The organism is Agrobacterium sp. ST15.13.013, assembly GCF_027956525.1.
Lineage (GTDB): Bacteria > Pseudomonadota > Alphaproteobacteria > Rhizobiales > Rhizobiaceae > Agrobacterium > Agrobacterium salinitolerans.
The window spans coordinates 131,003-154,710 of record NZ_JAQKGP010000009.1 but is presented as its reverse complement, the minus strand read 5'-3'; the positions used below and the strand labels follow the sequence as shown (position 1 = coordinate 154,710).

Here is a 23,708-nt window from a genome sequence, read left to right as displayed (position 1 = left end):
TCCATCATCTGCTCAGAGAAAAGGGCGAAGGGAAACACCGTCAAGTCCCGGAAGATCGGGGCCGACAGGCACGATACGGGTCGGATTGAGCGCCTTGATGGAATAATAACCACGCTTGATGTGATCGATATTGACCGTGTCGCGCACGCCCGGAACGTTCAGCACGCGCATCATATAGGCGTGCAGCGCGGAATAATCGGCAATGCGGCGAAGATTGCATTTAAACAGGCCGTAATAGGCGGCGTCGAAACGCACCAGCGTCACAAAAAGCCGGACATCCGTTTCGGTCAGAAGATCGCCGAAAAGGAAAGGCCCGCCTGAGACAAGACGATTTTCAATCTCCTGAAGCGTTGCGAAGACGTCGGCGAAGGCCTCTTCATAGGCCACCTGCGTGGTGGCGAAACCGGTTCTGTAAACGCCGTTGTTGAGGCGCGGATAGATGTGGTCATTGAGAGCATCGATTTCATCGCGCAAACCTTCCGGATACAGGTCCACGCCATCATCGGCCAGAGCGCCGAAACCGGAATTCAACATGCGCAGAATATGGGCGGATTCGTTGTTGACGATGGTTTTTGTTTTTTTGTCCCAAAGCACGGGCACGGTGGCGCGGCCGGTATAATGCGGATCCGCCCTGGTATAGGCCTCGTGCATATAGGTAAAGCCGTTGAGCGTATCGCGGTCCGAACCCGGATAGTCGCCGAATTTCCAGCCCTCGTCGGAAAGCGCCGGCTCGACCACGGAAACGGAAATCACCTCTTCCAGCTTCTTCAGCTTTCGGCCAATCAGCGTGCGCGATGCCCAGGGGCAGATCAGCGCGACATAAAGATGATAGCGGCCACTTTCGGCCGCAAAACCACCCTCGCCCGTCGGCCCCGCCGAACCGTCAGGCGTCACCCAGTTGCGGAAGCCGGAGGTCTGGCGAACGAAGCCGCCCTTCTTGTCGGTCGCCTGCACCGGATGCCAGTCGGCGGTCCATTTTCCATCCACGAGCATTTGCGGCTCCCCGTTCATCTAAAGATGAAAGCCTTATGGGCCGGGTCGCCGCCGCTTCACAAGCCGCGCTTCGGTTGACGCACTGTTTCCGATCAAGGGTGAGCTCAAAGACGATTGCGGAAAAACGGGTTCCAGCGCACGGTGCCGAGCCTTACCTTCTCACGGATCATCGTCAGCAGTCCCGATGCGGCGATGACGGCGAGCCCAAGCACAGCAGTGGCGTCAGGATATTCGTGGAAGAAAGCAATGCCGATCGCCACGGCCCAGAGGATTTGCGAATAATGCGAGGGCGCGATCTGGCTTGCCGGCGCGATGCGGGTTGCGACCAGAAGGGTGATCTGGCCCGTTGCCGTGCAAAGCCCGATGAAAGCGAAGGCGAGCAACTGGTGAAGATTGGGCATGACGAAATCGGGGATCGACGCGATGCCATTAAAGGTCAAACCATAGATCAACAGCACGCCCATGATCGAGGTGCGCTTTTCCTTACCCGCCAGCGAGCGCAAAAGAACGATGGTCATGGCCGCAAGGAATGCCACGCCGATGGCGGCAATATGCCCGAGCTCCAGTGTCTTGAAACCCGGCCGCACGACGAGAATGACACCGACGATGCCGGCCAGAACCGCCGCCCAGCGCCACGGGCCGATATTCTCCTTCAGCACGGCGGCGGAAAGGACGGTCACGAAGAGCGGCGACAGGAAGATCAGCGCATACGCTTCCGCCAGCGGAATGGTGGTGAAGGCATAGATTCCGAAAATACCGGCGAAAAGCCCGGAGATGGCGCGCCCATGCACGGCGAAGGGCCGGCTCATGCGCCAGAATTCGCGCCACCTTTCTTCGCGCGGCTTGCTGAAGAAGATGAAGATGCCGGAGAAAAGAATGCTGAAAAAGCCGATTTCGAAAACGCTGATCTGCGATCCCAGCGACTTGATTGTGGCATCGCCCATGGAAAAGGTCGCATAAGCGAACAGACCGAGCAGAAAACCCTTTTGCATTTGACTTCCCCGAACATCGACCGCAATGCAAAGCATCCCCCGGCCGCGTGACGCGACCTGGACGCCCCAACCAAGGGACAGACGGTCTGGCAGATTTGATCCTCGACCCTATGGCTAGACCCGGCTACCTATGAGTGCAAGCCGCAAAACGGGCAAAAATGGGCGATCTCACAGCATCGATGCAATCGGCTGCAAGGTGCGGCAAATTTGTCCCGCCACGGCCATCACATCACCGTCATGGAAAGAGGTTAGCCGGTGTTGATCGTGGCGCTTGGCGACGGACATGAAGGCGGCTAAACATCATCATGCGATTTTTCACCCGCCGATTTCCCCGGCCGGTGCTGCTGCGTTAACATGGCCTCGCTAACCGAAAGGAAAAAGAATGCGGATTGTGATGATCGGTTCGGGTTATGTCGGCCTCGTGTCCGGCGCGTGTTTTGCCGATTTCGGCCATGACGTGGTCTGCGTCGACAAGATGCCGGAGAAGATCGAAGCCCTGAAAAGCGGCCATATCCCCATCTTCGAGCCGGGTCTCGAAACAATCGTCGCCAACAACGCCAAAGCCGGTCGGTTGAGCTTCACGACCGATCTTTCCGCAGCTGTGGCCAATGCCGATGTCGTCTTCATCGCGGTGGGCACCCCCTCGCGACGCGGCGACGGCCATGCCGATCTCGGTTATGTCTATGCGGCGGCGAAAGAGATCGCCCATGCGCTTGACGGCTTCACTGTCATCGTCACCAAATCCACCGTTCCCGTCGGCACCGGCGACGAGGTGGAACGCATCATCCACGAGGAGAACCCCTCGGCCGATTTCGCCGTGGTCTCCAACCCGGAATTCCTGCGCGAAGGGGCTGCCATTGAGGATTTCAAGCGGCCGGACCGCATCGTCGTCGGCCTCTCGGACGAGCGCGCCCGCCCCGTCATGACCGAGGTTTACCGCCCGCTTTACCTCAACCAGTCACCGCTGCTCTTCACCACAAGGCGCGCTTCCGAACTCATCAAATATGCCGCCAACGCCTTTCTGGCGATGAAGATCACCTTTATCAACGAAATGGCTGATCTCTGCGAGAAGGTCGGCGCCAATGTGCAGGACGTCTCGCGCGGCATCGGTCTCGATGGCCGCATAGGCCCGAAATTCCTGCATGCCGGCCCCGGTTATGGCGGCTCCTGTTTCCCGAAGGACACGCTGGCGCTCGCCAAGACCGCGCAGGATTATGATGCGCCGGTGCGGCTGATCGAAACCACCATCGCCATCAACGACAACCGCAAGCGCGCCATGGGCCGCAAGGTCATCAACGCTGTGGGCGGCGATGTGCGCGGCAAGAAGATCGCCGTGCTTGGCCTCACCTTCAAGCCGAATACCGACGACATGCGCGACAGCCCGGCAATCGCCATCATCCAGACTTTGCAGGATGGTGGCGCAAAAGTGGTGGGCTACGATCCGGAAGGCATGGCGAATGCCCGGCATCTGATGGAAGACATCGACTATGCGGCAGGCCCTTACGAAGCCGCGGAAAACGCCGACGCCGTCGTGATCGTGACGGAATGGAACCAGTTCCGCGCGCTCGACCTGCCGCGTCTCAAAGCCATCATGAAAAGCCCTGTGCTCGTGGACCTGCGCAATATTTACCGAACGGATGAAGTTGCCGGCCATGGCTTCATCTATGCCGCCGTCGGCCGCCCGCATGAAGGCAGCCCGGGCAACGGCACCTGAAGACTGCGCTTTCGCAATTTCATCAAAAGATTTTCCGCGCTTCGGTCTAACCGCAAACGCACCAACGGATTCGGGACTTAGTCATCATGCGTTATCTGGTTACCGGCACGGCAGGATTCATCGGCTTTTACGTTGCGAAACGGCTGCTGGACGCCGGCCATTTTGTCACCGGCTTCGATGGCATGACGAAATATTACGATGTCAGCCTCAAGGAAAAACGCCACGCAATACTTGCCCGCTCCAACGGCTTCCGGGCCGAGATCGGCATGTTGGAAGATACCGATGCGCTGAAGCGGGCGGCAGAAGCAGCAGAACCGGAAATCATCATCCACCTCGCCGCACAGGCCGGTGTTCGTTACAGCCTTGAAAATCCGCGCGCCTATATCGATTCCAATCTCATCGGCTCGTTCAACATGCTGGAGCTCGCCAGAAGCCTTAAGGTCAAGCACCTGATGCTGGCGTCTACCTCCTCCATCTACGGCGCCAACGAGAAAATCCCGTTTGCGGAAAGCGACAAGGCCGACGAGCCGATGACGCTTTACGCCGCCACCAAAAAATCCATGGAGTCGATGGCGCACAGCTATGCGCATCTGCACAAGCTGCCCACCACCGCCTTCCGCTTCTTCACGGTCTACGGCCCGTGGGGACGGCCGGACATGGCACCGATCAAATTCGTCGATGCCGTTTCCAACGGCCGGCCCATCGATATTTACGGGCAAGGCAATATGAGCCGTGATTTCACCTATATCGACGATCTGGTGGAGGGCATTGTCCGGTTGAGCCAGATCATCCCCTCCGAGGAAAACCGTGTGACGCAGGAAGGCGTGACCGACACGCTTTCGCACCACGCACCTTTCCGCGTCGTCAATATCGGTGGCGGCCAGCCGGTGGAACTGATGCATTTTGTCGAAACGATCGAAAAGGCCGTTGGCAAGCCGGCGATCCGCAACATGCTGCCGATGCAGCAGGGCGATGTTCCCCGCACCTTCGCCTCGCCCGATCTCCTGAGGGCATTGACCGGTTATGTGCCGCAGACCCCGGTCGAGGAGGGCATCAAGGCCCTCGTCGCCTGGTATCGCGACATGAACGGCAAACTGAAAGAATAATAATAATCAGAGTGTCGCCAGCAGCCTGTTCGACAGGGCACCACCGGATGCCGCCTGCATCGACACCTTGGTTTCCACCGCCTCGATGATTGTATCGCTGAAGTCCACATTGGTGAGTTCAAGGATATTCGACAGCCCGCCCGGCGAAAACACGTTCACCTCCAATATCTTGTCGCCGACGATATCGAGGCCGACAAGGAACATGCCATCCTCCACGAGCTTCGGACGCATCATTTCAGCCAGTTCGACAATCTCATCCGTCACCTTCACCGCCTCGGCGGTGCCGTTGGCGTGGATGTTGGAGCGCAGGTCTCCCTTGGCCGGCACCCGTCGAAGCGCGGCATATTGGCCATCGCGCATCAGGGGCCTGCCGTTCATCATGAAGAACCGAACATCACCCTCTTTCGCGGCAGGCAGATAGGCCTGCGCGATCAGATAACCCTCAAGGCTCACCGCCTCGAAAATCTGATTGAGATTGGTCTCCTTGCTCGACCCGATCTTGAAAACATTCTTGCCACCGGAACCCTGCAGCGGCTTGACGATGACGCCCTTCGGGTGCGCATCGGCAAAGGCGCGGATTTCTTCGACATTACGGGAAATCAGCGTCGTCGGGCGAACGATTTCAGGAAAGCTCTGGAAATAGAGCTTGTTCTGCGCAAGCGCCAGACCTTCGGGGTCGTTCAGCACCACCACACCGCGCTGCTCGGCAAGCCTGCCGAACAGAATACCGGCATGAACGGCCCATGGCCGGGTGGTCTGGTCGAGCGACGGATCGTTGCGCAGCATCAGCGCGTCGATTTCCTCCACGTCCATGGTCATGCGCTCAAGCGCCTTGTCCTGGAGTGCCACATGGAAAGCCTCTGGCTTTTTGTATTTTCCCTTACGGACAACAGTGGCATGAACCGCCAGCGTGTCATCGGAGCGCAGGGTAAAATCCCCCGGTGTCAGATAGACCACATCATGGCCGCGATTGAGCGCGGCCATGGCCAGCAGGCCCGTGGCGAAGGTCGGCCCCTCGGTTTCGATGGAATTGACGAAAAATGCGATACGCATGAAGCCCCTCCTATAAAGTCGCCAGTTCGGCGATGGATAATCCCGCCCGGATTTTCTCCAGGCGCTCATTGGCCTTGGCGGGCAATAAAAATGCTGGCCTTATCCCAGGGGGACGTAACAGGCCGCGCAACGCCAGCTCCTGCATGACAGGAAAATGCCAAGCGGCGATCTTACCCATCCAGAACGGATCGAGCGCCCCGCCCTTTCGTAGATGGTCCATCACCTCGGCCAGCCCGCGCAGATAAATCGCATCCTTGGAGAGACCGCCGCCGCGATAGATGCGCAGCACCATGTTGAAGGCGCCGGCCTCATCGAACCCGTGATCGCGGGTCATGATACGGAAGGTCTCCACGAAGCTTGCACCATCCAGCATGGCGGCGCATCCGACGACGCGGCCAGCGATCAGCCGCAGGCGCTCACGCGTCATGCCGCCAGCCAGATATTCCGCCAGCACTGCCAGCCCCTCCTGCACGCCTTCGTAACCGGAAAGGCCGGTGCGGAAGAGCCGCAACCCCTGAAACGAGCCATTGAAATAGGTGAGAAGATGCACCCCGATCTCATGCGACAGCAGCGCCTCGACACGGCGCTGTTCCATGACGGTATGGCGGGAGATCAAAAGCTTCTCGCCCGTCACCATCATCCCCGGCGGCAGGTCGTCGCGGATTTCGACGCGCGCCTTGAACTCCGGTTCTTCCGCCAGATAGGTCTCGACCATCTCGCGCGACTTCTTCGCGACAGCATAACAATCGACCATGGCGATTTCGCCACTTTCCTGCCCGCGCGGGCAATCCTTGAGCACATGAAGCGCCAGCGTCAGAAGCGCGGGTTCGACGGCGCCGTAGAGCGCGCGGGAGAAATCGGTGAAGGTACGATGATGCAGGCTGGCCAGCATCGTCAGCTGCAGATCGATCTCCCGCTGTTTCTCCCGATAAAGATGATAGAGCACAGGGTCTTCGAGGTGATCGAAGGCGACGGAATAAAGCTTGCGCTTCTGCTCTTCCACATCCACGCCCAGCGGTCGGTAAAGCAGGCGCGGCGCGTATTGGAAGCCGCCGTCGCGAAACTCCTCGAAGGCCCGTCGCGCATTGATGGGCGTGACGGAGAGTAGAAAATCGAACGACGAGACGATGTCGTCGATAGATCGGTCGGCGCGTTTCACCGCATCGACAAAGGCCTTGCGGCCCAGCGCCCTGTGACTGGCGACGTTTAACGCATCCATATCGGAGGAAAAAGACGAAAAGGCCTGCAAACCCGCATCGAAAAGATCGGCGATCATCGTCTCCCGCAAACCGGGATAATCGGCACCGGATTCCGGCTGGCGATAGATCGGCGCAAAACGCACGCTGATGCAGGGAAAATCCAGCCCGGCATTCTGAAACCGGAGGATCGGATCGGCTTCCGGTTCCGGCCGGGTGATGCGCGGCGTACGAAAGCGTACCTCGGCATCGCAGACTGCCTTTATGAAGACCCGACGCGCTTTCTGGGTTTCCGGTTCTGACGTGGCGGAGACCGAAACCTCAAAATGCGGCAGGAAAGGCGAATCGTCGGCCAGCAGGATGTCATGCTCCAGTTCGCCGATATCGAGCACGATGAAGGCGCCGAAACGCTGCCGCATGACCGTGCCAATAGCCTCGATCAGCGGCGCCGCCTCCTGAATGGTCGGCACGATCAGATAGGAGGCATGGGCGGCGGCGATATCGCGGGCGGCGAGATTTTTCGTGCCGCCGGTCAGATGCAGGCACAGGAACGGCAGCGGCCGGTCGATATGCAGACGACCGTCTTTGTCGACATCGCGGCGGATGGCCTTGCCGGCCTCAAGGCAGGACACGACGTCATCGACCAGATCGGCGATGGGAGAGGGCGCGCTGGGGGCGGATGAAGGGTTCATCGCCGCGACCTCAGACATTCTTCGATTACTGGCTGGAGTGCCGCAATCGCTTGGCGAATATCCGCCACCACACGCTCATCCGGCTTTCCCGTCCACTCGTCCATGAAAAATTTCTTGAACTCGATTGCGATGGCGCAACCATTTTCTGCGAACCTTTCGTGGATGAAACGGGTCTGCTCTCCCTTGCCCTGAAACGCCACGTTCTCGCGAACATCGAGGTGGCGTTCGCCGATGGTCGCTGACGCGAAATGGCGCCCGACCGCGCTCACGATATCGCCCCAGCGGCTGCGATCCATGGAGAAGGTGCCTATATTGATATCGGGCGCTTCCGCCTGCGCCGTCGGTGGCGCGGCCGCACCCTGCCGGCGATGATTATAGCTGTGTATATCAAGCACCACGAAAGCCCCATGCCGCCTTTCGATTGCGGAGAGCATAGTCTCCAGCATCGTGTAATAGTCGGCGTGAAAGTCGAGCGACTGCCGGACGGCTTCCTGCGCCGGCTCTTCTTTCCAGACCTCAAGCCCCCAGGATTGTTCCGGCTTCAGATAGATCGCCTGATCGGCCGCTCGGTTGAGATCGATTTCGAAACGTGAATGGTGAACGACGATGCGGTTCGTCAGCCCGGCGATCATCTCACCGGTGAAAGGGTCTTCCTCCCTCAGCCTCTGTTCCGGGGAAAGGGCCATGAGCCGCGACACGTCAGGTCTAATGCGATGGCCGTCATGGATGGCCGTGCCGATAACGGGCGAGCCGCCGAAATCGATCGACCAGAAGCCTTTGTTTTCGTGGTTATTCCGGTATTCACCGTCGCTCTGTCTGGCTGCCATGCCGCCTCCCCTGCATCGGGGATAAAACAGCGGGACATGCCCGTTTGTTCCGGTGAAAAATTGCGTGCGATACATTCCGCTCGGCAATGACGCCGCCGGAAAACTACGGAACCTTACCGGAAAGATCACGTTGTTCCAACTGGAGGGGCCGCCGTGTCAAACGGACGCGATGGCGCTGAAGAACATCGGGATTTTTCCGTTTTCTCCCGATGGCCAACGAAACGGCAGCCGAGCTTCTTACCCATCCGGCGCCCCTCCGTTCCCGCTTTCGACGCACAAGGAGCCGCGACATGGAAAAGACCGAAACACGCGAACTTGCGGAAGAATATCTGCGTCTCGGCGGCACGCGTCAGGTGATGATCGACGATAACAAGACCTTCGTGCGCCAATGGGAGCACGAACCGGCGGAGGCCGAACGGTTTTGGCAAACGCATATCGAAAATCTCGATGCGGAGCGCCGCAAAGACGTGGAGTTTTTCCTGCCATCTATCAATTCCGACAAGGACGACTAAACCTACAAGGAGAAAGACATGACTGCTATCAACGCCGCAAAAATCCTCATTCTCGCAACGGACGGCTATGAGCGTTCCGAATTGCGCGTGCCCTATGACCAGCTGAAGGCCAAAGGTGCAGACGTGAAGATCGCCTCCATCGAGGAGGGCGAGATCAAGAGCTGGGACAAGAAGAACTGGGGCGACAGCATCGCCGTCGATCTCTTGGCGAAAGCCGTCAAAGCGGAAGATTTTGACGCGCTGGTTCTTCCCGGCGGCCAGATCAACCCAGATATTCTGCGTCACGACGAGGATGCGATGCGGGTGGTCCGCGATTTCGTCAAATCCGGCAAGGTGGTCGCCGCCATCTGCCATGCACCGTGGCTGCTTGTAGAAGCCGACGCCCTGCGTGGCCGCGACGCCACCTCCTATTGGTCGATCAAGACCGACCTCAAGAATGCCGGCGCCAACTGGAAGGATGAAAAGGTGGTAACGGACAAGGGGATCGTTACCTCCCGCAGCCCTGACGATCTCGACGCCTTTGTCGCCAAGATCGTGGAAGAGGTCGAGGAAGGCCGTCACGAACGCCGCGCTGCTTAAGACACGCACCTTTCCCGTGCCGCCGGTTTTCCGGCGGCACTTCTATTTGGGAGGAAGACATGAAAAGCAGATTGCTGGCAAGCGGCGCGGAGCGTACCTTCATCCTCGTCATTGATCCCGAAGAAGAAGCATTCGAGGCTATCAGGCGCTTTGCCAAGGCCGAGAACATCAACGCCGCCTCGGTGAGCGCGATCGGGGCTTTCGCCACGGCGACCCTCGCCTTTTTCGACCTTTCGACGCGGAACTACAATGAAATACCGGTCACCGACCAGAGCGAGGTTCTGAGCCTGCTCGGCGATATTACCCTTGACGAGAACGACACACCCAATCCGCACCTGCATGTGGTTCTGGGCTTTGCCGACGGCTCCACGAAGGGCGGCCATTTTCTCAAAGGAGTGGTGCGGCCAACACTGGAAGTCGTCATCCGCGAAACACCTGCGGAGTTGCGGCGCAGTTATCGCCGGGAATTCGGCATCGCTCTCATCGATCCCGCGAAATAAACCCACGGAACCGGAAAAACACCATTGCGTTATCGCTCTGGACAGGGGGTAGCATGGTGGCGGCGATCAATCGAAGAGATGCGGATGATGACGAGGTCGGGCAATTTCTGATCGGTCTCGCACGCGGCACGGCGGGTGCATTGCTGTTTGCCCTGCCCATGCTGATGACCATGGAAATGTGGTTTCTCGGCCTTTACATCAATTCATGGCGGCTTTTTCTGCTTTGCATCCTCAACCTGCCGCTGCTGCTGCTTCTCGCCCGCCGCATCGGTTTCGAGAATGTTTACTCCTGGAGCCAGGCGCTGCGCGACGCGATAACGGCCTATGGGCTGGGCATCGCCGTCAGCGCCGCCGTACTCCTGCTGTTCGGCATTCTGAACGACCAGATCACCGCCTCCAACTTCATCGCCAAGATTGCGTTGCAATCCGTTCCAGCCAGCATCGGCGCGCTGCTTGGGCGCAGCCAGCTCGGTCAGCATTCTGATACGAAGGATGAAGAGGAGGGCGAATATTCGGGCGAGACGGGTTATCTGCACGAACTGTTCATGATGATGGTCGGCGCGCTTTTCCTCGGCCTCAATGTCGCCCCGACGGAAGAAATGATCCTGATCGCCTATAAGGTGACGCCCTATCACATTCTGGCGCTTTGCCTACTGTCGATCGCCATCATGCATGGCTTTGTCTACGCGCTTCACTTCAAGGGCTCGCACCAGCTGCACGAAGGGCAGAAGTGGTGGCAATCCTTCATCCGCTTCACCCTGCCCGGCTATGTCGTCGCCATCGCCATTAGCATCTATACGCTTTGGACCTTCGAGCGCCTCGACCACACCTCGCTATCGCAGATCATGAATGCCGCCGTCATTCTCGGCGTGCCCGCCTCGATCGGCGCGGCGTCGGCCCGGCTGATCCTGTGAGGACAAGATGACGATATCCAAAAACGGAAAACAGATGGAAAGCGCCGATCCGCATTGGATCGAATGGGTGACGGGAACCATCTGCACGCTTCTGGTCGCCGCCATGCTAGGCTCGATCGGTTATGACATTTATCGCTACAGGCCGGAGGATGCCCGCTTCGACATCGCCGTTACCGGCGTAGAGGGGCAACCCGGGCAATACCGGGTGAAATTCGACATCCGCAACCTTTCCATGACGACGGCGGCGCAAGTGCAGGTGCGCGGCGACCTGCAGCAAAACGACGCAACGCTGGAGAGCGCCGATGTGACATTCGATTACGTCGCCTCGGAGTCTCGCGACACCGGCACGCTTTTCTTCCGCAACGATCCCCGCAGCGCAACGCTCACCATCAATGTCGCCGGCTATACCGAGCCGTGACACCTTTCAGGATGATTTCATGCCGACATCGGAACTGACAAGAGAACGTGACCTCAGGGACTCAAAACCCGTGTGGGCGGATAGCCCGCGTATCGGAGTCCGCAGCAGGCGCATGCCGGAGGCCGACAATTACGATACGATTGTCGTCGGCGCCGGCATCAGCGGCGCACTCGTATCCCACGCCCTGCAACGGCCAGGTCAATCCATGTTGATCGTTGACCGGCGTGAACCGGTCATGGGTAGCAGTGTCGCCAGCACCGCGATGATCCAGCACGAGATCGATACGCCGCTGACGCAGCTTCGAAAGATGATCGGCAGGCACGCGGCTGACAGGGCATGGCAGCGTTCCGCCCGCGCCGTCCTGCGGCTGGAGGAAATCGTCTCCTCGCTCGGCATTTCCTGCAGCATGAAGCGCAAACAGGCGCTTTATCTCGCCGGAGACGACATGGGATCGCGCGCATTGAAAGCCGAAGCGGATGCCCGCAAAGAAGCGGGCATCGAGGCCCGTTTCCTCACCGCTGCGGAACTGAGAGAGCAATACGGCATGCACCGGACCGGGGCCATCCTCAGCGACATCTCGGCCTCCGCCAATCCCGCACAGCTGACGGCCGGCCTTTTGCGCCACACGGCGGGCGCGGGCGCCGAAATCGTCTCGCAGCTTGAGATCACCGATCTTAGAAACTTCGGCGACGCGGTTGTCCTCGCCACCGCCGGTGGCAAAATCCTTTCCGCACGCAATGTCGTTTTCTGCACCGGCTATGAATTTCTGAAAATGCTCGAAAGCCCGAAGCACCAGATCATTTCCACCTGGGCGCTGGCGAGCAGAAAGGGGCTTGACCTGCCCGACTGGCTGGAGAACCACATCGTCTGGGAGGCCTCCGATCCCTATCTCTACCTGCGCACCGACCGGGAGGGGCGGATGATCGCCGGAGGCGAGGACGAGGAAAACCCCACCGCCTACCAGTCGGAGCACAAGCTCGCCGCCAAGGCGGAAACGATCCGTCGCAAGATCGAAAAGCTTCTCGGCATCGATGTGGGAGAACCGGAATATCGCTGGGCGGCGGCCTTCGGCACGACCACCACCGGTCTGCCGCTGATTGGCCCGGTGCCCGGAATGAACAACGTTTATGCAGTGATGGGTTTTGGCGGCAACGGCATTACCTTCAGCCAGATCGCCGCTGAAATCGTGGCCGCCGCCGTCAATGGCGGCAAGGACCCCGATGCCGATCTTTTCCGCTTCGGCTGATGTCGTTTAGTCCTCCTTGATGCCCGCCGCCACCTGCATGCGGCGCAGCGTCCACAGGACGACAATACCCATCCCCGAAGCAAGAAGGGCAAGCGGCCACATGCCAAGGCCGGCCGAAAGGCCGATTGCCGCCGAAAGCCACATGCTGGCGCCCGTCGTCAAGCCTTTGACATCGCCTCTGGTATAAACGACCACACCCGCCGCGAGAAAGGCGATGCCGGCCGTCACCGCCTCCACCAACCGGATGGGATCGAGCCGTGCGGCTTCATGACCTTCCGCCATTGTCTCCATCATATGAACGGTGATGACGCAAAAGGTGACGGCGGCGAGGCCGATCAGCATGTTGGTGCGCAGTCCAGCGGTGTTCTTGTGAAACTCCCGTTCCAGACCGATCAGGCCGCACAGGATGACCGCGCCGAACACACGCACCAGCAGCACCTCGAAGGGGATGGAAATATTCATCGAAAATTCTTCTGCTAGGCTTTGGGGCAAGGTCGCATCTCCTCCGGCAATTTCTTCACACTAAGTTTAAGGAGACGTGTTGGTTCCACTCGGCAATATAAACGTTGCGCGCAACAGAGCCGGAACTATGGCCGAGGCAAAGGGTTTGCCTCCCGTGCGCATGGGCGCACGTCACATATTTTCACACATGGGAGAAGGACCAATGGCCGAGAAGAAACTCGACGACCTGTTTTATGACACGCTGAAGGATATCTATTACGCCGAGAGGCAGATACTGAAAGCCCTGCCGAAAATGGCCCGGGCGGCCACCGACCCGAAGCTGAAACAGGCTTTTGAAAAGCACAAAGAAGAAACCCAGGGCCAAATCGAACGCCTGCAGGAAGTGTTCGAAATCATTGGCAAGCGGGCTCAGGGCAAGACCTGCGAAGCCATTCAGGGCATCATCGCCGAAGGCGAAGAGATCATTGAGGATTTCAAGGGAACGCCCGCTCTCGATGCCGGCCTTGTCTCCTCGGCACAGGCGGTCGAGCACTACGAGATCGCCCGCTATGGCACTCTGAAGGCATGGGCGGAAAAGCTTGGCCACACAAAGGCCGTCGCACTGCTGGATGCCACGCTCAAGGAAGAGTCCAAGACCGACGAGGCCCTGACAGCGCTCGCCAAGACCTCCGTTAATGCCGCCGCAGAGAAAAAGGCGGCGTAAGGCGCTCTCATCCAAAACAAAAACCGGAATGGTTACCCATTCCGGTTTTTTTGTGCCTGAAGACCCGTAGACCCTATGGCAGCGTATAGGCGATGACGTAGTCGCCGGGCTTGGTTCCAACCGAACCGTGGCCGCCCGCTACCATCACAACATATTGCTTTCCGTTTTCCAGCGAATAGGTCATGGGCGTTGCCTGACCGCCGGCCGGCAGACGCGCTTCCCAGAGCTGCTTGCCGGTCGTCAGGTCATAGGCGCGCAGATAGTTGTCGACGGCAGCACCGAGGAAGGCGACGCCGCCCTTGGTGATCATCGGCCCGCCAATGCCCGGCACGCCCAATTTGAAGGGCAGCGGCAACGGCGTCATGTCATGGACCGTGCCGTTCTTGTGCTTGTAGGCGATATCGCCGGTGCGCAGGTCAGCGCCCGCGACATAACCCCATGGCGGGGCCTGGCAGGGAATCTGCAGCGGACCGAGGAACGGGCCCATGAACACGCCATAGGGCGCACCGTCGTTGCGGTTCAGGCCCTGTTCGCTGCCTTTTTCGTCCTGCCCCTTCGGCGGAATGTCGGCGCGCGGCACGAGCTGCGAGGTGAAGGCGAGATAGGTCGGCATGCCGAACATGACCTGACGTTCGGGATCGACCGCCACGCTGCCCCAGTTGAAGGTGCCGAAATTGCCGGGATAGATGATCGAGCCGTTCAGCGAGGGCGGCGTATAGCGGCCCTCGTAGTTCAACTGATGGAAGCGGATGCGGCAGGCGAGCTGGTCGAACATGGAAACGCCCCACATGTCCTTTTCCTGCAACGGCTCCGGCTTGAAGGACAGCGCTGTCGTCGGCTGAGTCGGAGAGGTGAAATCCTCGGGGATTGCCCCGCCCGGCGCAGGCTCTTCGGTGATCGGCAGCAGCGGCTCGCCGGTGCGCCGGTCGAGAACGTAGATATCCCCCTGCTTGGTCGGGCCGACGAGGGCCGGCACGGACTGGCCGTCCTTGGTGATGTCGAGCAGCACCGGCTGAGCCGGCACGTCCATGTCCCAGAGATCGTGATGAACCGTTTGGCGCACCCAGCGATCCTTACCGGTATTGATATCCAGCGCGACGATGGAGGAGGAATATTTCTCCACATTCTCGCTGCGGCCCATGCCGAGCTGATCCGGCACCTGATTGCCGAGCGGGACATAAACGAGACCGAGGCCTTCATCGTAACTGAAGACCGACCAACTGTTGGGCGAATTGGTGGTGTAGGTCTCACCCGCCGCAATCGGTTCGGTTTTCGCCGGATTGCCGGAATCCCAGTTCCAGACGAGCGCGCCGCTGTTCACATCGAAAGCGCGGATGACGCCGGACTGTTCCTGTGTGGAATAGTTGTCGTTCACCGCACCGCCAATAATGATCTTGCCCGCGGCGATGACGGGTGGCGAGGTTGAATAATAATAACCGGCAGGATTGTATTTCATGCCCTGCTCAAGATGCAGCACACCCTGATCGGCAAAGGACGTGCAGACCTGACCGGTGGCAGCGTCAAGAGCAATCAGCCGCGCGTCCGAGGTCGGCAGGTAGACGCGTTGTGCGCAGGCCGTGCCTTCAGCGGCATTCGGCTCGGCATAATAGGAAACGCCGCGGCAGGTCTGGTGCTGGCGGTCCGGATTGAGACCGACATTGGGGTCGTATTTCCACTTTTCCTTACCGGTGGCGGCGTCGATGGCGATCGCCCAATTATGCGGCGTGCAGATATAAAGCATATTGCCGATCTTGAGCGGCGTCACCTGATAGGTGGTTTCACCAACGTCATCTGGCAGCTTCACATCGCCCGTCTGGTAACGCCAAGCTTCCTTGAGCTGCGAGACGTTGTCGACATTGACCTGGGTGAGCGGTGAATAACGCTGGCCATAGGGCGTGCGGCCATATTGATGCCAGTCACCGTCAGGGACATCGCCACCATAAACGGGCGTGGCCGAGGCCGTTTCCTGCGGCAGGGAACCTGCCGTATCGTGCGGATCCTGCGCCATGGAATATCCGGCCACGACGATGGAGGCGAGGACGGAAAGGGCAAGCGGCCAGGCATTCGGCCCATAGCTATGTCCGGTCGGGCTTGCAAAACCGAGCGGCTTTCTGACCCATGGAACCAGAAGCCAGAGACCGATGAGAATGATGACGCCGCCGCGCGGGCCAAGTTGCCACCAGTCGAAGCCGACTTCCCAGAGGGCCCAGGCAAGCGTCGCGACAATGAAGACGGCATAGACATGGAGGGCTGCGCGATTGCGCTTGAACAGCAGAAAGGCCGTAAGCAGAAAGGCAAGCCCGGAAAGAACGTAATAAAAGCTCCCGCCCAGCATGACGAGCTGAGAGCCGAAACCGAACAGCGCGAGGCCGATCAGCGTGAGAAAAACTGCAGTGACGGTGACTGCCATGAATGAAACCCCCGATTCCTGTCACTTTGCGTGAAATGAAATCGGGCGCGATATGGTTCCATGAAAATCATCGTCGTCGCGAAAAAACTTCACGCCATGGTGGTCACGGGTTTTGTGGGGCTCCGGTCGAATCCTGCGGTACGGGATTTGTCTCTGTCGACGATGGCGGCTGGGCACGGCCATTTGCCGGATTGTTGTCGAAGGTTCCGGACCCGGACGGCTGCTGCGGCACGGGCGCTGTTTCTGTCTGCGAATTCTGCGGCCGGTTTTCGTCTGGTTCGAAAACCGAATATTCGACAACGGCCCACACCACCAGTGCAAGAAACACGCTGACGATCAGAATGACAAGGACGGGACGCCCGCGCGATCCCTGCCGCGCACGTGTTGCCGTTTCGCTTTTCGGCGCATCCCGACCGCGAAGATAGCTGGCATTATCTCTGGCCATGTCTTTCACTCCCTGTAACCCTGCTGATCTAATCCCCGGGGTCAGGGTTTTGTTCCAGATCACCGGAGCGCCTAACCGCACTCGACCGGTATACGAGACCTCTCTGAGCCGTCGCAGCCTGTCACATCCACCGCGCTGAAGCTTTGCCCGAGCCCAAGCCAGGAGACCGGCAAGTGCGCTCCGTCATCATCCATTTCCCATAACTCGTCTGGCAGGCCGTCCAAATCCGCCAATAGCGAGGGCGATGGCGCCTTGAGAAATTCGGCGTCCGAAAAAGAAAAGTATTTTTTCACCGCAGGGCGCCATCCGCGCCACAGGTCCAGAAAAGCAAGAATTTTCAGCATCATGATTGTCAGGCAATATATCTAAAAAAATAACCTCGCCTTTTTGGCACGTCTGGCGGCCATGCGCATCCCCGTTGCGCCGCAACTGCAGCGAATGGTCGAATTGTGCCAACAAGCCGCCATTGAGTGCCAGATTAACGCCCGACCAGGCGTGATCAGCGGCCGAGCCGTACGATCCAGCGTGTCCACTCGGCGCTATCCGGCTTCAGAATATCCGGTGCAATATCATGGCTTTCCAACGCGAAATGCCGCATCTGGCGCGGCGAAAGGCCGAAGGTCTTCTTGAAGACGCGGCTGAAATTTTCCGGATTGGTGAAACCATAGGACGCAGCCACCTCGGCAATCGTCATATGCGCCGATTGCGGCGCCCGCAGGAAATCCATCGCGCGCTCGAGACGCCGGTGGGTGATGAAGGCCGAAAACCCACCCAGCGGCTCGAAGAGCCGGTAGACGGTGCGTCGCGACACGCCGAATTCGCCCACGACCTTTTCCACTGACAGCGCCGGATCGAGCAGGTGATTGTCGATATAACGCCGGATGGATGCCCTGAGCGCCCGCTGCACGCCCTGCGCATTGCCGTGCCCGACATGATTGTTGATGGCGGCCGCAGCAAGTTCCAGAAGCGGAGAGACCGTGGCTGCGCCTTCACTGGCGTTCATGACGTCGAAATGGCGATAGATGCTCGTCATCGTTTCGCGCAGCAGCGATACCAGCGGCAGACCGGCCGGCAGCACGCGTTCATGATGATTGCCGGAACCGCAAAGCCTGCCTTCCAGCAGCCGGCGCGGCACGACGAGGCTGAGATGATCGTGATCCGACGTGGTAGTGGCCAGCGGCTGCGCCATATCGATGAGATAGAGGTCGCCGGGGCCTGCTGTCTCGCCCGATCCGCGCCGCGACATGCTTTGTCCGCTGGCGTAGAACTGCAGAAGAAAACCATCCATGCCGTCGCGGGCGATCTTATGGCGCGAACGGTCGAAATCCTGCGCGAACGACTGGGTGCGGCCAAGCGCGACATTGCCGATGAAAGCGGCATCGACACTGGCGAAGAAACCGTCATCCTGCGATCGCCGCAGGCGGGCATCGAACAGCACATTGATCGAATCCCGCCACAGCGCCATGGCGTCGCGTTTCAGCGCCTGGCGCGTATCAAAGCGTGAGCGCGCCAGCGGCGCCTCAAAAGACCCTGTGTTCGTCATCCCGCTTTTCCGTGAATACGGCGCTGAACCCCGCCGTCCACGAAAATTATACAGGATTGAAACCGTTCAACAATGACGGAAGTCGACGAGACGGTTCGCTTAAAGCGGGTATGCGAAAATTATTTCGCGGTCCAGCCGCCATCGATGGAGATGGTGGCACCGGTGATGGAGCGGGCCATATCGCCCGCGAGATAGAGCGCCATTTCCGCCACTTCTTCCGGTTGTACAAACCGTCTGGTCGGCTGCGGCGCAAGCATTACCTTTTTCACCACGTCCTCCTCGCTCATGCCATGCACGCGCGCCTGATCGGCGACCTGGGCGGCGACAAGCGGTGTCCAGACATAACCGGGGCAGATGGCGTTGCAGGTAATGCCAAGTTCGGCCACCTCCAGCGCCACGCTTTTCGTCAGGCCAACCACGGCGTGTTTGGTCGCCACATAAGGCCCCTTGAAGGGCGAGGCACGCAAACCATGGGCGGAGGCGATATTGACGATGCGACCCCAGCCCCTTTCCTTCATGCCGGGCAAGGCCGCATGGATGGTGTGAAACGCGCTGTCGAGCGAGATGGCGACGATGCGGGAGAAATCGGCGAAATCGAACTCGTCGATCGGCGCGACCTTCTGAATGCCGGCATTGTTGACCAGGACGTCGATATGGCCGAACTCGGCGATGACGGTTTCCGGCAGATGCGCGCTCTCGTCATAATGGGCGAGGTTGGCGGCAAAATAGACCGGCCTGTGCCGCGCCGCCTTCGCCACGGTCTCCAGCGCCGGCGTCGCCTCCTCAGCCGCCTCTATGCCATGCAACGCGACCCGAAATCCCGCTTCGGCGAAACGCTTGGCGATGGCAAGTCCAATGCCGCTGGTGGAGCCCGTGACGAGCACGGTTTTCGGTTGATCCTCCATAGGCCTAGTCCTTCAGCTGCGGCAGGTTGCGGAAAAGTTCAAGCGCTTCGGGATTGGCCAGCGCATCGACATTCTTCACCGGCCGGCCATGGATGGCGTCGCGTACCGCGATTTCGGAAATCTTGCCGGAACGGGTGCGGGGAATGGCGGCAACGGCAATGATCCTTGCCGGCACATGCCGCGGCGTCGCGCCTGAACGGATGCGGCTGCGGATGGTCTTTTCCAACTCCTCCGTCAGGGCAGTGCCACCCTTCATGCGCAGGAAGAGAATAACCCGCTGGTCACCCTCTATATCCTGCCCGACGGCAATGGCCTCCTCCACTTCGGGGACGGTTTCCACCTGCCGGTAGATTTCCGCCGTCCCGATGCGGACCCCGCCGGGATTGAGGGTCGTGTCCGAACGCCCATGAATGACGTATCCGCCGGAGGGGCGCAGCTCGGCAAAATCGCCATGCGCCCAGATGCCCGGAAACCGGTCGAAATAGGCGGCCTGATACCGTGAACCGTCCACATCGCCCCAAAATTTCACCGGCATGGACAGATGAGCGTTGCGGCAGACAAGTTCACCGGCGACGCCGCGAACGGAACGGCCCTCGTCGTCAAGCGTATCGATATCCATGCCGAGCATCGCGCCCTGCAATTCGCCGCGATGCACCGGCTGCAAAGGGTTGCCGCCGAGGAAACAGGCGCAGATATCAGTGCCGCCGGAAATGGAGGCGAGGTGCACGTCGGCCTTCCAGTCGCAATAGATATAATCGAAGGATTGCGGGATGAGCGGCGAGCCTGTCGAAAGGATCGTCCTGAGCGATGAAAGGTCATGGCTTTCACGCGGCTTCAGCCCAGCCTTCAGGCAAGCGTCGATGAACTTCGCCGATGTGCCGAAAGTGGCGATCCGTTCGGCGTCGATGAGATCGATCAGCCGCGCGGAGGTTGGATAACCGGGATTGCCGTCATAGGTGACAAGCGTTGCGCCGAGCGCCAAACCGGATACCTGCCAATTCCACATCATCCAGCCGCAGGTGGTGAAATAGAAGAAACGCTCGCCTTCCTGAATGTCGCATTGCAGCTTCTGCTCCTTCATGTGCTGAAGAAGCAAACCGCCGCCGGAATGGGTGATGCATTTCGGTTTGCCGGTCGTGCCCGAAGAATAAAGGATCGCCAGCGGCGCCTTGACGGGCAGACGGTTGAAGGCAATCTCACCCCCCGCATAAGGCGCGACGAAATCCGTAAGCGTCACGCAGCCGAGATCGGCAAGGCTTTTGGGAACGGCATCGCCGATCAGCACGATCTTTTCGGGACTTGCACTTTCCGCCACCGCACGGATGGTCGGGGCTACATCGATGCGCTTACCAGCATAACCATATTCCGGCACGGCGATGAGGACTTTCGGGTCGATCTGGGAAAGGCGGTCCGAGGCCCCGGCGGGGCCGAAATCGGGGGAGCAGGACGACCAGATCGCCCCGATGGCGCTGACAGCCAGATAGCTGACGATCGTCTCGATATCGTGGGTGACGATGGCGCCGACACGGTCGCCTTCCCTCACACCGGCTTGGGCAAGCGCCTGCACCATGCGGGACACTTCGGCGTAAAGCTCTTTGCGAGTAATCTCGCGCCTTGTTCCATCGTCGCGATAGGCGATGATGGCCAGCCGCTCATCCGCATCGCGCAGCAGGTTTTCGGCATAATTGAGCCTCGTGCCCGGATAGAACTCGGCCTCCCGGATCGTCGCGCCCGGTTTGAACGCCACGTCGCCTCGCGTGCCGATAATGCCGAGTTCGTCCCACAGAGCATCGTAAAATTCATCCGGCGAGTCGATGGACCAGCGCAGCAGGCCGGCATAATCATCGGCGGACTGCCCGTGCAGCTTTGCCGTTTTCGTCGCGAAGGAAAAAAGCGACGAATGCTCCAGCCTTTCACGCGGCGGCACCCACAGAATATCGGAAGGCGTGGCGTCCATCATGCATCGCCCCCACGCAGCATCTCAACGATGGCGGAAAAATCGCGCCCGCCGCTTCCCGCATCGACGAAGTTTTCATAAAGCGCCGCCGCCGCCGCGCCGAGCGGGGTGGAAGCCCCGGCTCCATTCGCCGCCTCCTGCGAGAGCTTCAGATCCTTCAACATCAGGGCCGCCGCAAAACCGGGCTGGTAATCCTTGTTGGCGGGCGATGTCGGCACCGGCCCGGGCACCGGGCAATAGGTGGTGAGCGACCAGCATTGCCCGGAAGAAGTGGCGGCGACATCGAACAGCGCCTGATGGGAAAGCCCGAGTTTTTCGCCCAGCACGAAGGCTTCCGAGACTGCGATCATGGAGATGCCGAGGATCATGTTGTTGCAAATCTTCGCCGCCTGGCCGTGACCGCCCTTGCCGCAATGCACGATCTTCTTGCCCATCGCCTCAAGCACCGGCTTTGCCGCAGAGAAGGCCGCAGCCTCACCGCCGCACATGAAGGTGAGCGTGCCGGCCGCAGCTCCGCCCGTTCCGCCCGATACGGGCGCGTCAACCGAGGAGCAAGCGGCGGAAGCGGCGAGTTCATGCGCCTTCAGGGCGCTTTCCATATCCACCGTCGAGCAATCGATGAGAAGCGTTCCAGCAGGGATTTTCCGAACCAGATCGCCATAGACCGACACGACGTGTTCGCCCTTCGGCAGCATGGTGATGATTACTTCAGCGGCTTCGATGGCCTCGGCCGAATCCGAGGCGACGGGAACGCCCGCCTCTTTCGCCGCCGCACGGCAGGCGTCGGCAAGATCATATCCCCTGACGGCATAACCTGCCTTGACGAGATTGGCGGCCATCGGCAGGCCCATATGTCCCAGCCCGAGAAAAGCGACGGTCTTCATAGGTGCGCTCCTTTCAGCGATTATCCGCAAGGATCATGTCGGCAGCCTTTTCGGCAATCATGATCGTCGGCGAATTGGTGTTTCCGGATGTAATGCGCGGCATCACCGATGCGTCGGCGACGCGCAGCCCGGCGAGCCGGCGGAATTTCAGCCGCGCATCGACAACGCTTTCCATATCCGACCCCATGCGCAGCGTGCCGACAGGGTGGAAGATGGTGGTGCCGATATCGCCCGCCGCTTTGGCAAGATCATTGTCGTTTTCAAAGGAGGGACCCGGCTTGTATTCCTCCGGCTTGAAGCGCGCGAAGGACGGCTGGGCCACGATGCGGCGCGTCAGCCGCATGGCGTCGATGGCCACCTGGCGGTCGCCTTCGGTGGAAAGATAGTTCGGGCGGATTTCCGGCTGCATGGCGAAATCCGGTCCGTTCACATGCACTGAACCCCGGCTTTCCGGTCGCAGATTGCAGACACTTGCGGTAATGGCCGGAAAATTGTGAACCGGATCGCCGAACTTGTCGAGTGAAACCGGCTGGACATGATATTCCAGATCGGCGGTTTCCTTTTCCGGCGAGGAGCGGGTGAAGACGCCGAGCTGGCTGGGTGCCATCGACATTGGCCCGGAGCGCGTCAGCGCATATTCCAGCCCGATCCTCGCCTTGCCGAACAGGGTGGAGGCCCTTTCATTCAGCGTCAGGACGCCGGAGACCTTGTAGACCATGCGCAATTGCAGATGGTCCTGCAGGTTCTCGCCCACACCCTGAACCTCGGCCACGGTGTCGATACCGGCCGCCTGCAGCACATCGCCACGGCCGACGCCGGAAAGCTCCAGAACATGCGGCGAACCGATCGCGCCGGCGGACAGCACCGTCTCGCGCCGCGCCCGCATCGTTTTCAAGACGCCGTCATGGTGAAACTCGACGCCGGTCACCCGGCCCTCTTCGATGATGAGACGCTTAACATGCGCCTTGGTCAGCACCGTCAGGTTCTTGCGACCAAGCACCGGCTTCAGAAAGGCTTTCGCCGTGTTCCAGCGCCAGCCGGCCCGCTGGTTGACATCGAAATAACCGGCGCCTTCATTGTCGCCCCGGTTGAAATCATCGGTCGCTGGAATGCCCGCTTCGCCCGCTGCCTTCTGGAAGGCGTCCAGCACATCCCAGCGCACCCGCGCCTTTTCCACGCGCCATTCGCCGCCGGCGGCATGCAGATCGCTCTTGCCGCGATAGAAGTCTTCCGACTTCAGGAAATAGGGAAGGATATCGTTCCACCCCCAGCCCTCGCAGCCGAGCTGCCGCCACATATCGTAGTCGCGCGCCTGGCCGCGCATATAGATCATGCCATTGATGGAGGAGCAGCCGCCAAGCACCTTGCCGCGCGGATAGATCAGCGAGCGGCCGTTAAGCCCCGGCTCTTCCACCGTTTTGAAACACCAGTCGGTGCGCGGATTGTTGATGCAATAGAGATAACCGACCGGAATGTGGATCCAGTGGTAATTATCGTTGCCGCCCGCTTCCAGAAGCAAAACGCGGTTGTTCGGATCTTTCGAAAGGCGGTTGGCGAGAACGCATCCGGCACTCCCCGCTCCGATGACGATATAGTCATATTCGCCCATGCTCTTCTCCACGCGTCACCCTTGCCGCACCGTTCCGGACGCGGAGGC

The 23,708-nt window shown here is 59.8% G+C and carries 23 protein-coding genes; 9 read left to right on the top strand and 14 right to left on the bottom strand.

What is annotated here, in order from left to right:
• Positions 1–12 precede the first annotated feature (12 nt).
• Together PL597_RS11805 and PL597_RS11800 are read right to left on the bottom strand one after the other, a co-directional pair.
• Positions 13–993, bottom strand: a complete 981-nt coding sequence (locus tag PL597_RS11805) for a glutathione S-transferase family protein (protein ID WP_191218069.1) — start codon at positions 991–993, stop codon at positions 13–15.
• Positions 994–1,097: 104 nt separating this feature from the next.
• Entirely contained in the window at positions 1,098–1,985 is an 888-nt protein-coding gene (locus PL597_RS11800; RefSeq protein WP_077984955.1) for a DMT family transporter, read from the bottom strand.
• A 382-nt stretch (positions 1,986–2,367) separates the two neighbouring features.
• Between PL597_RS11800 and PL597_RS11795 the strand changes: the two genes are divergently transcribed.
• The gene (locus tag PL597_RS11795) at positions 2,368–3,699 is read left to right on the top strand and encodes a UDP-glucose dehydrogenase family protein (RefSeq protein WP_137412451.1); all 1,332 of its coding nucleotides are present in this window, start codon (positions 2,368–2,370) and stop codon (positions 3,697–3,699) included.
• An 86-nt stretch (positions 3,700–3,785) separates the two neighbouring features.
• Entirely contained in the window at positions 3,786–4,805 is a 1,020-nt protein-coding gene (locus PL597_RS11790; protein ID WP_191218068.1) for an NAD-dependent epimerase, read from the top strand.
• A gap of 6 nt (positions 4,806–4,811) precedes the next feature.
• On the opposite strand, the gene PL597_RS11785 is transcribed toward PL597_RS11790, so the two are convergent.
• Genes PL597_RS11785 through PL597_RS11775 form a run of 3 tightly spaced genes read right to left on the bottom strand, consistent with a single transcriptional unit; the run spans position 4,812 to position 8,573 of the window.
• Positions 4,812–5,858 carry a glutathione synthase gene (locus PL597_RS11785; protein ID WP_137412453.1) on the bottom strand — a complete coding sequence of 349 codons (1,047 nt, stop codon included), beginning with the start codon at positions 5,856–5,858 and terminating at the stop codon, positions 4,812–4,814.
• A 10-nt stretch (positions 5,859–5,868) separates the two neighbouring features.
• Positions 5,869–7,746 (bottom strand): flavohemoglobin expression-modulating QEGLA motif protein, encoded by a 1,878-nt coding sequence (locus PL597_RS11780; RefSeq protein WP_191218067.1) that lies wholly within the window; start codon positions 7,744–7,746, stop codon positions 5,869–5,871.
• Positions 7,743–8,573: an N-formylglutamate amidohydrolase gene (locus tag PL597_RS11775; protein ID WP_137412455.1), complete on the bottom strand. Its 831-nt coding sequence runs from the start codon at positions 8,571–8,573 to the stop codon at positions 7,743–7,745. The genes PL597_RS11780 and PL597_RS11775 overlap by 4 nt, the downstream gene beginning before the upstream one ends.
• 290 nt (positions 8,574–8,863) lie before the next feature.
• Between PL597_RS11775 and PL597_RS11770 the strand changes: the two genes are divergently transcribed.
• From PL597_RS11770 to PL597_RS11745, 6 genes are read left to right on the top strand one after another with little or no spacing between them, the layout of a single operon-like run.
• Positions 8,864–9,085: a hypothetical protein gene (locus PL597_RS11770; RefSeq protein WP_191218066.1), complete on the top strand. Its 222-nt coding sequence runs from the start codon at positions 8,864–8,866 to the stop codon at positions 9,083–9,085.
• A gap of 18 nt (positions 9,086–9,103) precedes the next feature.
• Positions 9,104–9,664, top strand: coding sequence for a type 1 glutamine amidotransferase domain-containing protein (locus tag PL597_RS11765; protein ID WP_137412456.1), 561 nt, complete (start codon positions 9,104–9,106; stop codon positions 9,662–9,664).
• Positions 9,665–9,723: 59 nt separating this feature from the next.
• The gene (locus tag PL597_RS11760; protein ID WP_137412457.1) at positions 9,724–10,164 is read left to right on the top strand and encodes a PPC domain-containing DNA-binding protein; all 441 of its coding nucleotides are present in this window, start codon (positions 9,724–9,726) and stop codon (positions 10,162–10,164) included.
• Between the two features lie 53 nt (positions 10,165–10,217).
• A complete protein-coding gene (locus PL597_RS11755) occupies positions 10,218–11,078 on the top strand; it encodes a TIGR02587 family membrane protein (RefSeq protein ID WP_137412458.1) in 861 nt (286 codons plus the stop codon).
• Between the two features lie 7 nt (positions 11,079–11,085).
• A complete protein-coding gene (locus tag PL597_RS11750; RefSeq protein WP_077984963.1) occupies positions 11,086–11,496 on the top strand; it encodes a TIGR02588 family protein in 411 nt (136 codons plus the stop codon).
• Between the two features lie 19 nt (positions 11,497–11,515).
• Entirely contained in the window at positions 11,516–12,742 is a 1,227-nt protein-coding gene (locus PL597_RS11745) for an NAD(P)/FAD-dependent oxidoreductase (protein ID WP_137412459.1), read from the top strand.
• Between the two features lie 6 nt (positions 12,743–12,748).
• Here PL597_RS11745 and PL597_RS11740 read toward each other — a convergent pair whose 3' ends face one another.
• On the bottom strand, positions 12,749–13,234 hold the full coding sequence (locus PL597_RS11740) for an MgtC/SapB family protein (RefSeq protein WP_137412460.1): 486 nt from the start codon (positions 13,232–13,234) through the stop codon (positions 12,749–12,751).
• 172 nt (positions 13,235–13,406) lie between these two features.
• On the opposite strand from PL597_RS11740, the gene PL597_RS11735 reads away from it, so the two are divergent.
• Positions 13,407–13,907: a YciE/YciF ferroxidase family protein gene (locus PL597_RS11735; protein ID WP_137412461.1), complete on the top strand. Its 501-nt coding sequence runs from the start codon at positions 13,407–13,409 to the stop codon at positions 13,905–13,907.
• Between the two features lie 73 nt (positions 13,908–13,980).
• On the opposite strand, the gene PL597_RS11730 is transcribed toward PL597_RS11735, so the two are convergent.
• From PL597_RS11730 to PL597_RS11695, 8 genes are all read right to left on the bottom strand, one after another.
• Positions 13,981–16,317 (bottom strand): glucose/quinate/shikimate family membrane-bound PQQ-dependent dehydrogenase, encoded by a 2,337-nt coding sequence (locus tag PL597_RS11730; protein WP_137412462.1) that lies wholly within the window; start codon positions 16,315–16,317, stop codon positions 13,981–13,983.
• 103 nt (positions 16,318–16,420) lie between these two features.
• The gene (locus tag PL597_RS11725) at positions 16,421–16,762 is read right to left on the bottom strand and encodes a hypothetical protein (protein ID WP_077984967.1); all 342 of its coding nucleotides are present in this window, start codon (positions 16,760–16,762) and stop codon (positions 16,421–16,423) included.
• A 186-nt stretch (positions 16,763–16,948) separates the two neighbouring features.
• Positions 16,949–17,218, bottom strand: coding sequence for a hypothetical protein (locus PL597_RS11720; RefSeq protein ID WP_191218065.1), 270 nt, complete (start codon positions 17,216–17,218; stop codon positions 16,949–16,951).
• Positions 17,219–17,261: 43 nt separating this feature from the next.
• Positions 17,262–18,305 carry a helix-turn-helix domain-containing protein gene (locus PL597_RS11715; protein ID WP_191218064.1) on the bottom strand — a complete coding sequence of 348 codons (1,044 nt, stop codon included), beginning with the start codon at positions 18,303–18,305 and terminating at the stop codon, positions 17,262–17,264.
• Between the two features lie 119 nt (positions 18,306–18,424).
• Positions 18,425–19,210, bottom strand: coding sequence for a 3-hydroxybutyrate dehydrogenase (locus PL597_RS11710; RefSeq protein WP_191218063.1), 786 nt, complete (start codon positions 19,208–19,210; stop codon positions 18,425–18,427).
• Between the two features lie 4 nt (positions 19,211–19,214).
• Entirely contained in the window at positions 19,215–21,170 is a 1,956-nt protein-coding gene (locus PL597_RS11705; RefSeq protein ID WP_191218062.1) for an acetoacetate--CoA ligase, read from the bottom strand.
• A complete protein-coding gene (gene mmsB / locus PL597_RS11700; protein ID WP_191218061.1) occupies positions 21,167–22,051 on the bottom strand; it encodes a 3-hydroxyisobutyrate dehydrogenase in 885 nt (294 codons plus the stop codon). The genes PL597_RS11705 and mmsB overlap by 4 nt, the downstream gene beginning before the upstream one ends.
• A 13-nt stretch (positions 22,052–22,064) precedes the next feature.
• Positions 22,065–23,660, bottom strand: coding sequence for a GMC family oxidoreductase (locus PL597_RS11695; RefSeq protein ID WP_191218060.1), 1,596 nt, complete (start codon positions 23,658–23,660; stop codon positions 22,065–22,067).
• Between the last annotated feature and the right edge of the window lie 48 nt (positions 23,661–23,708).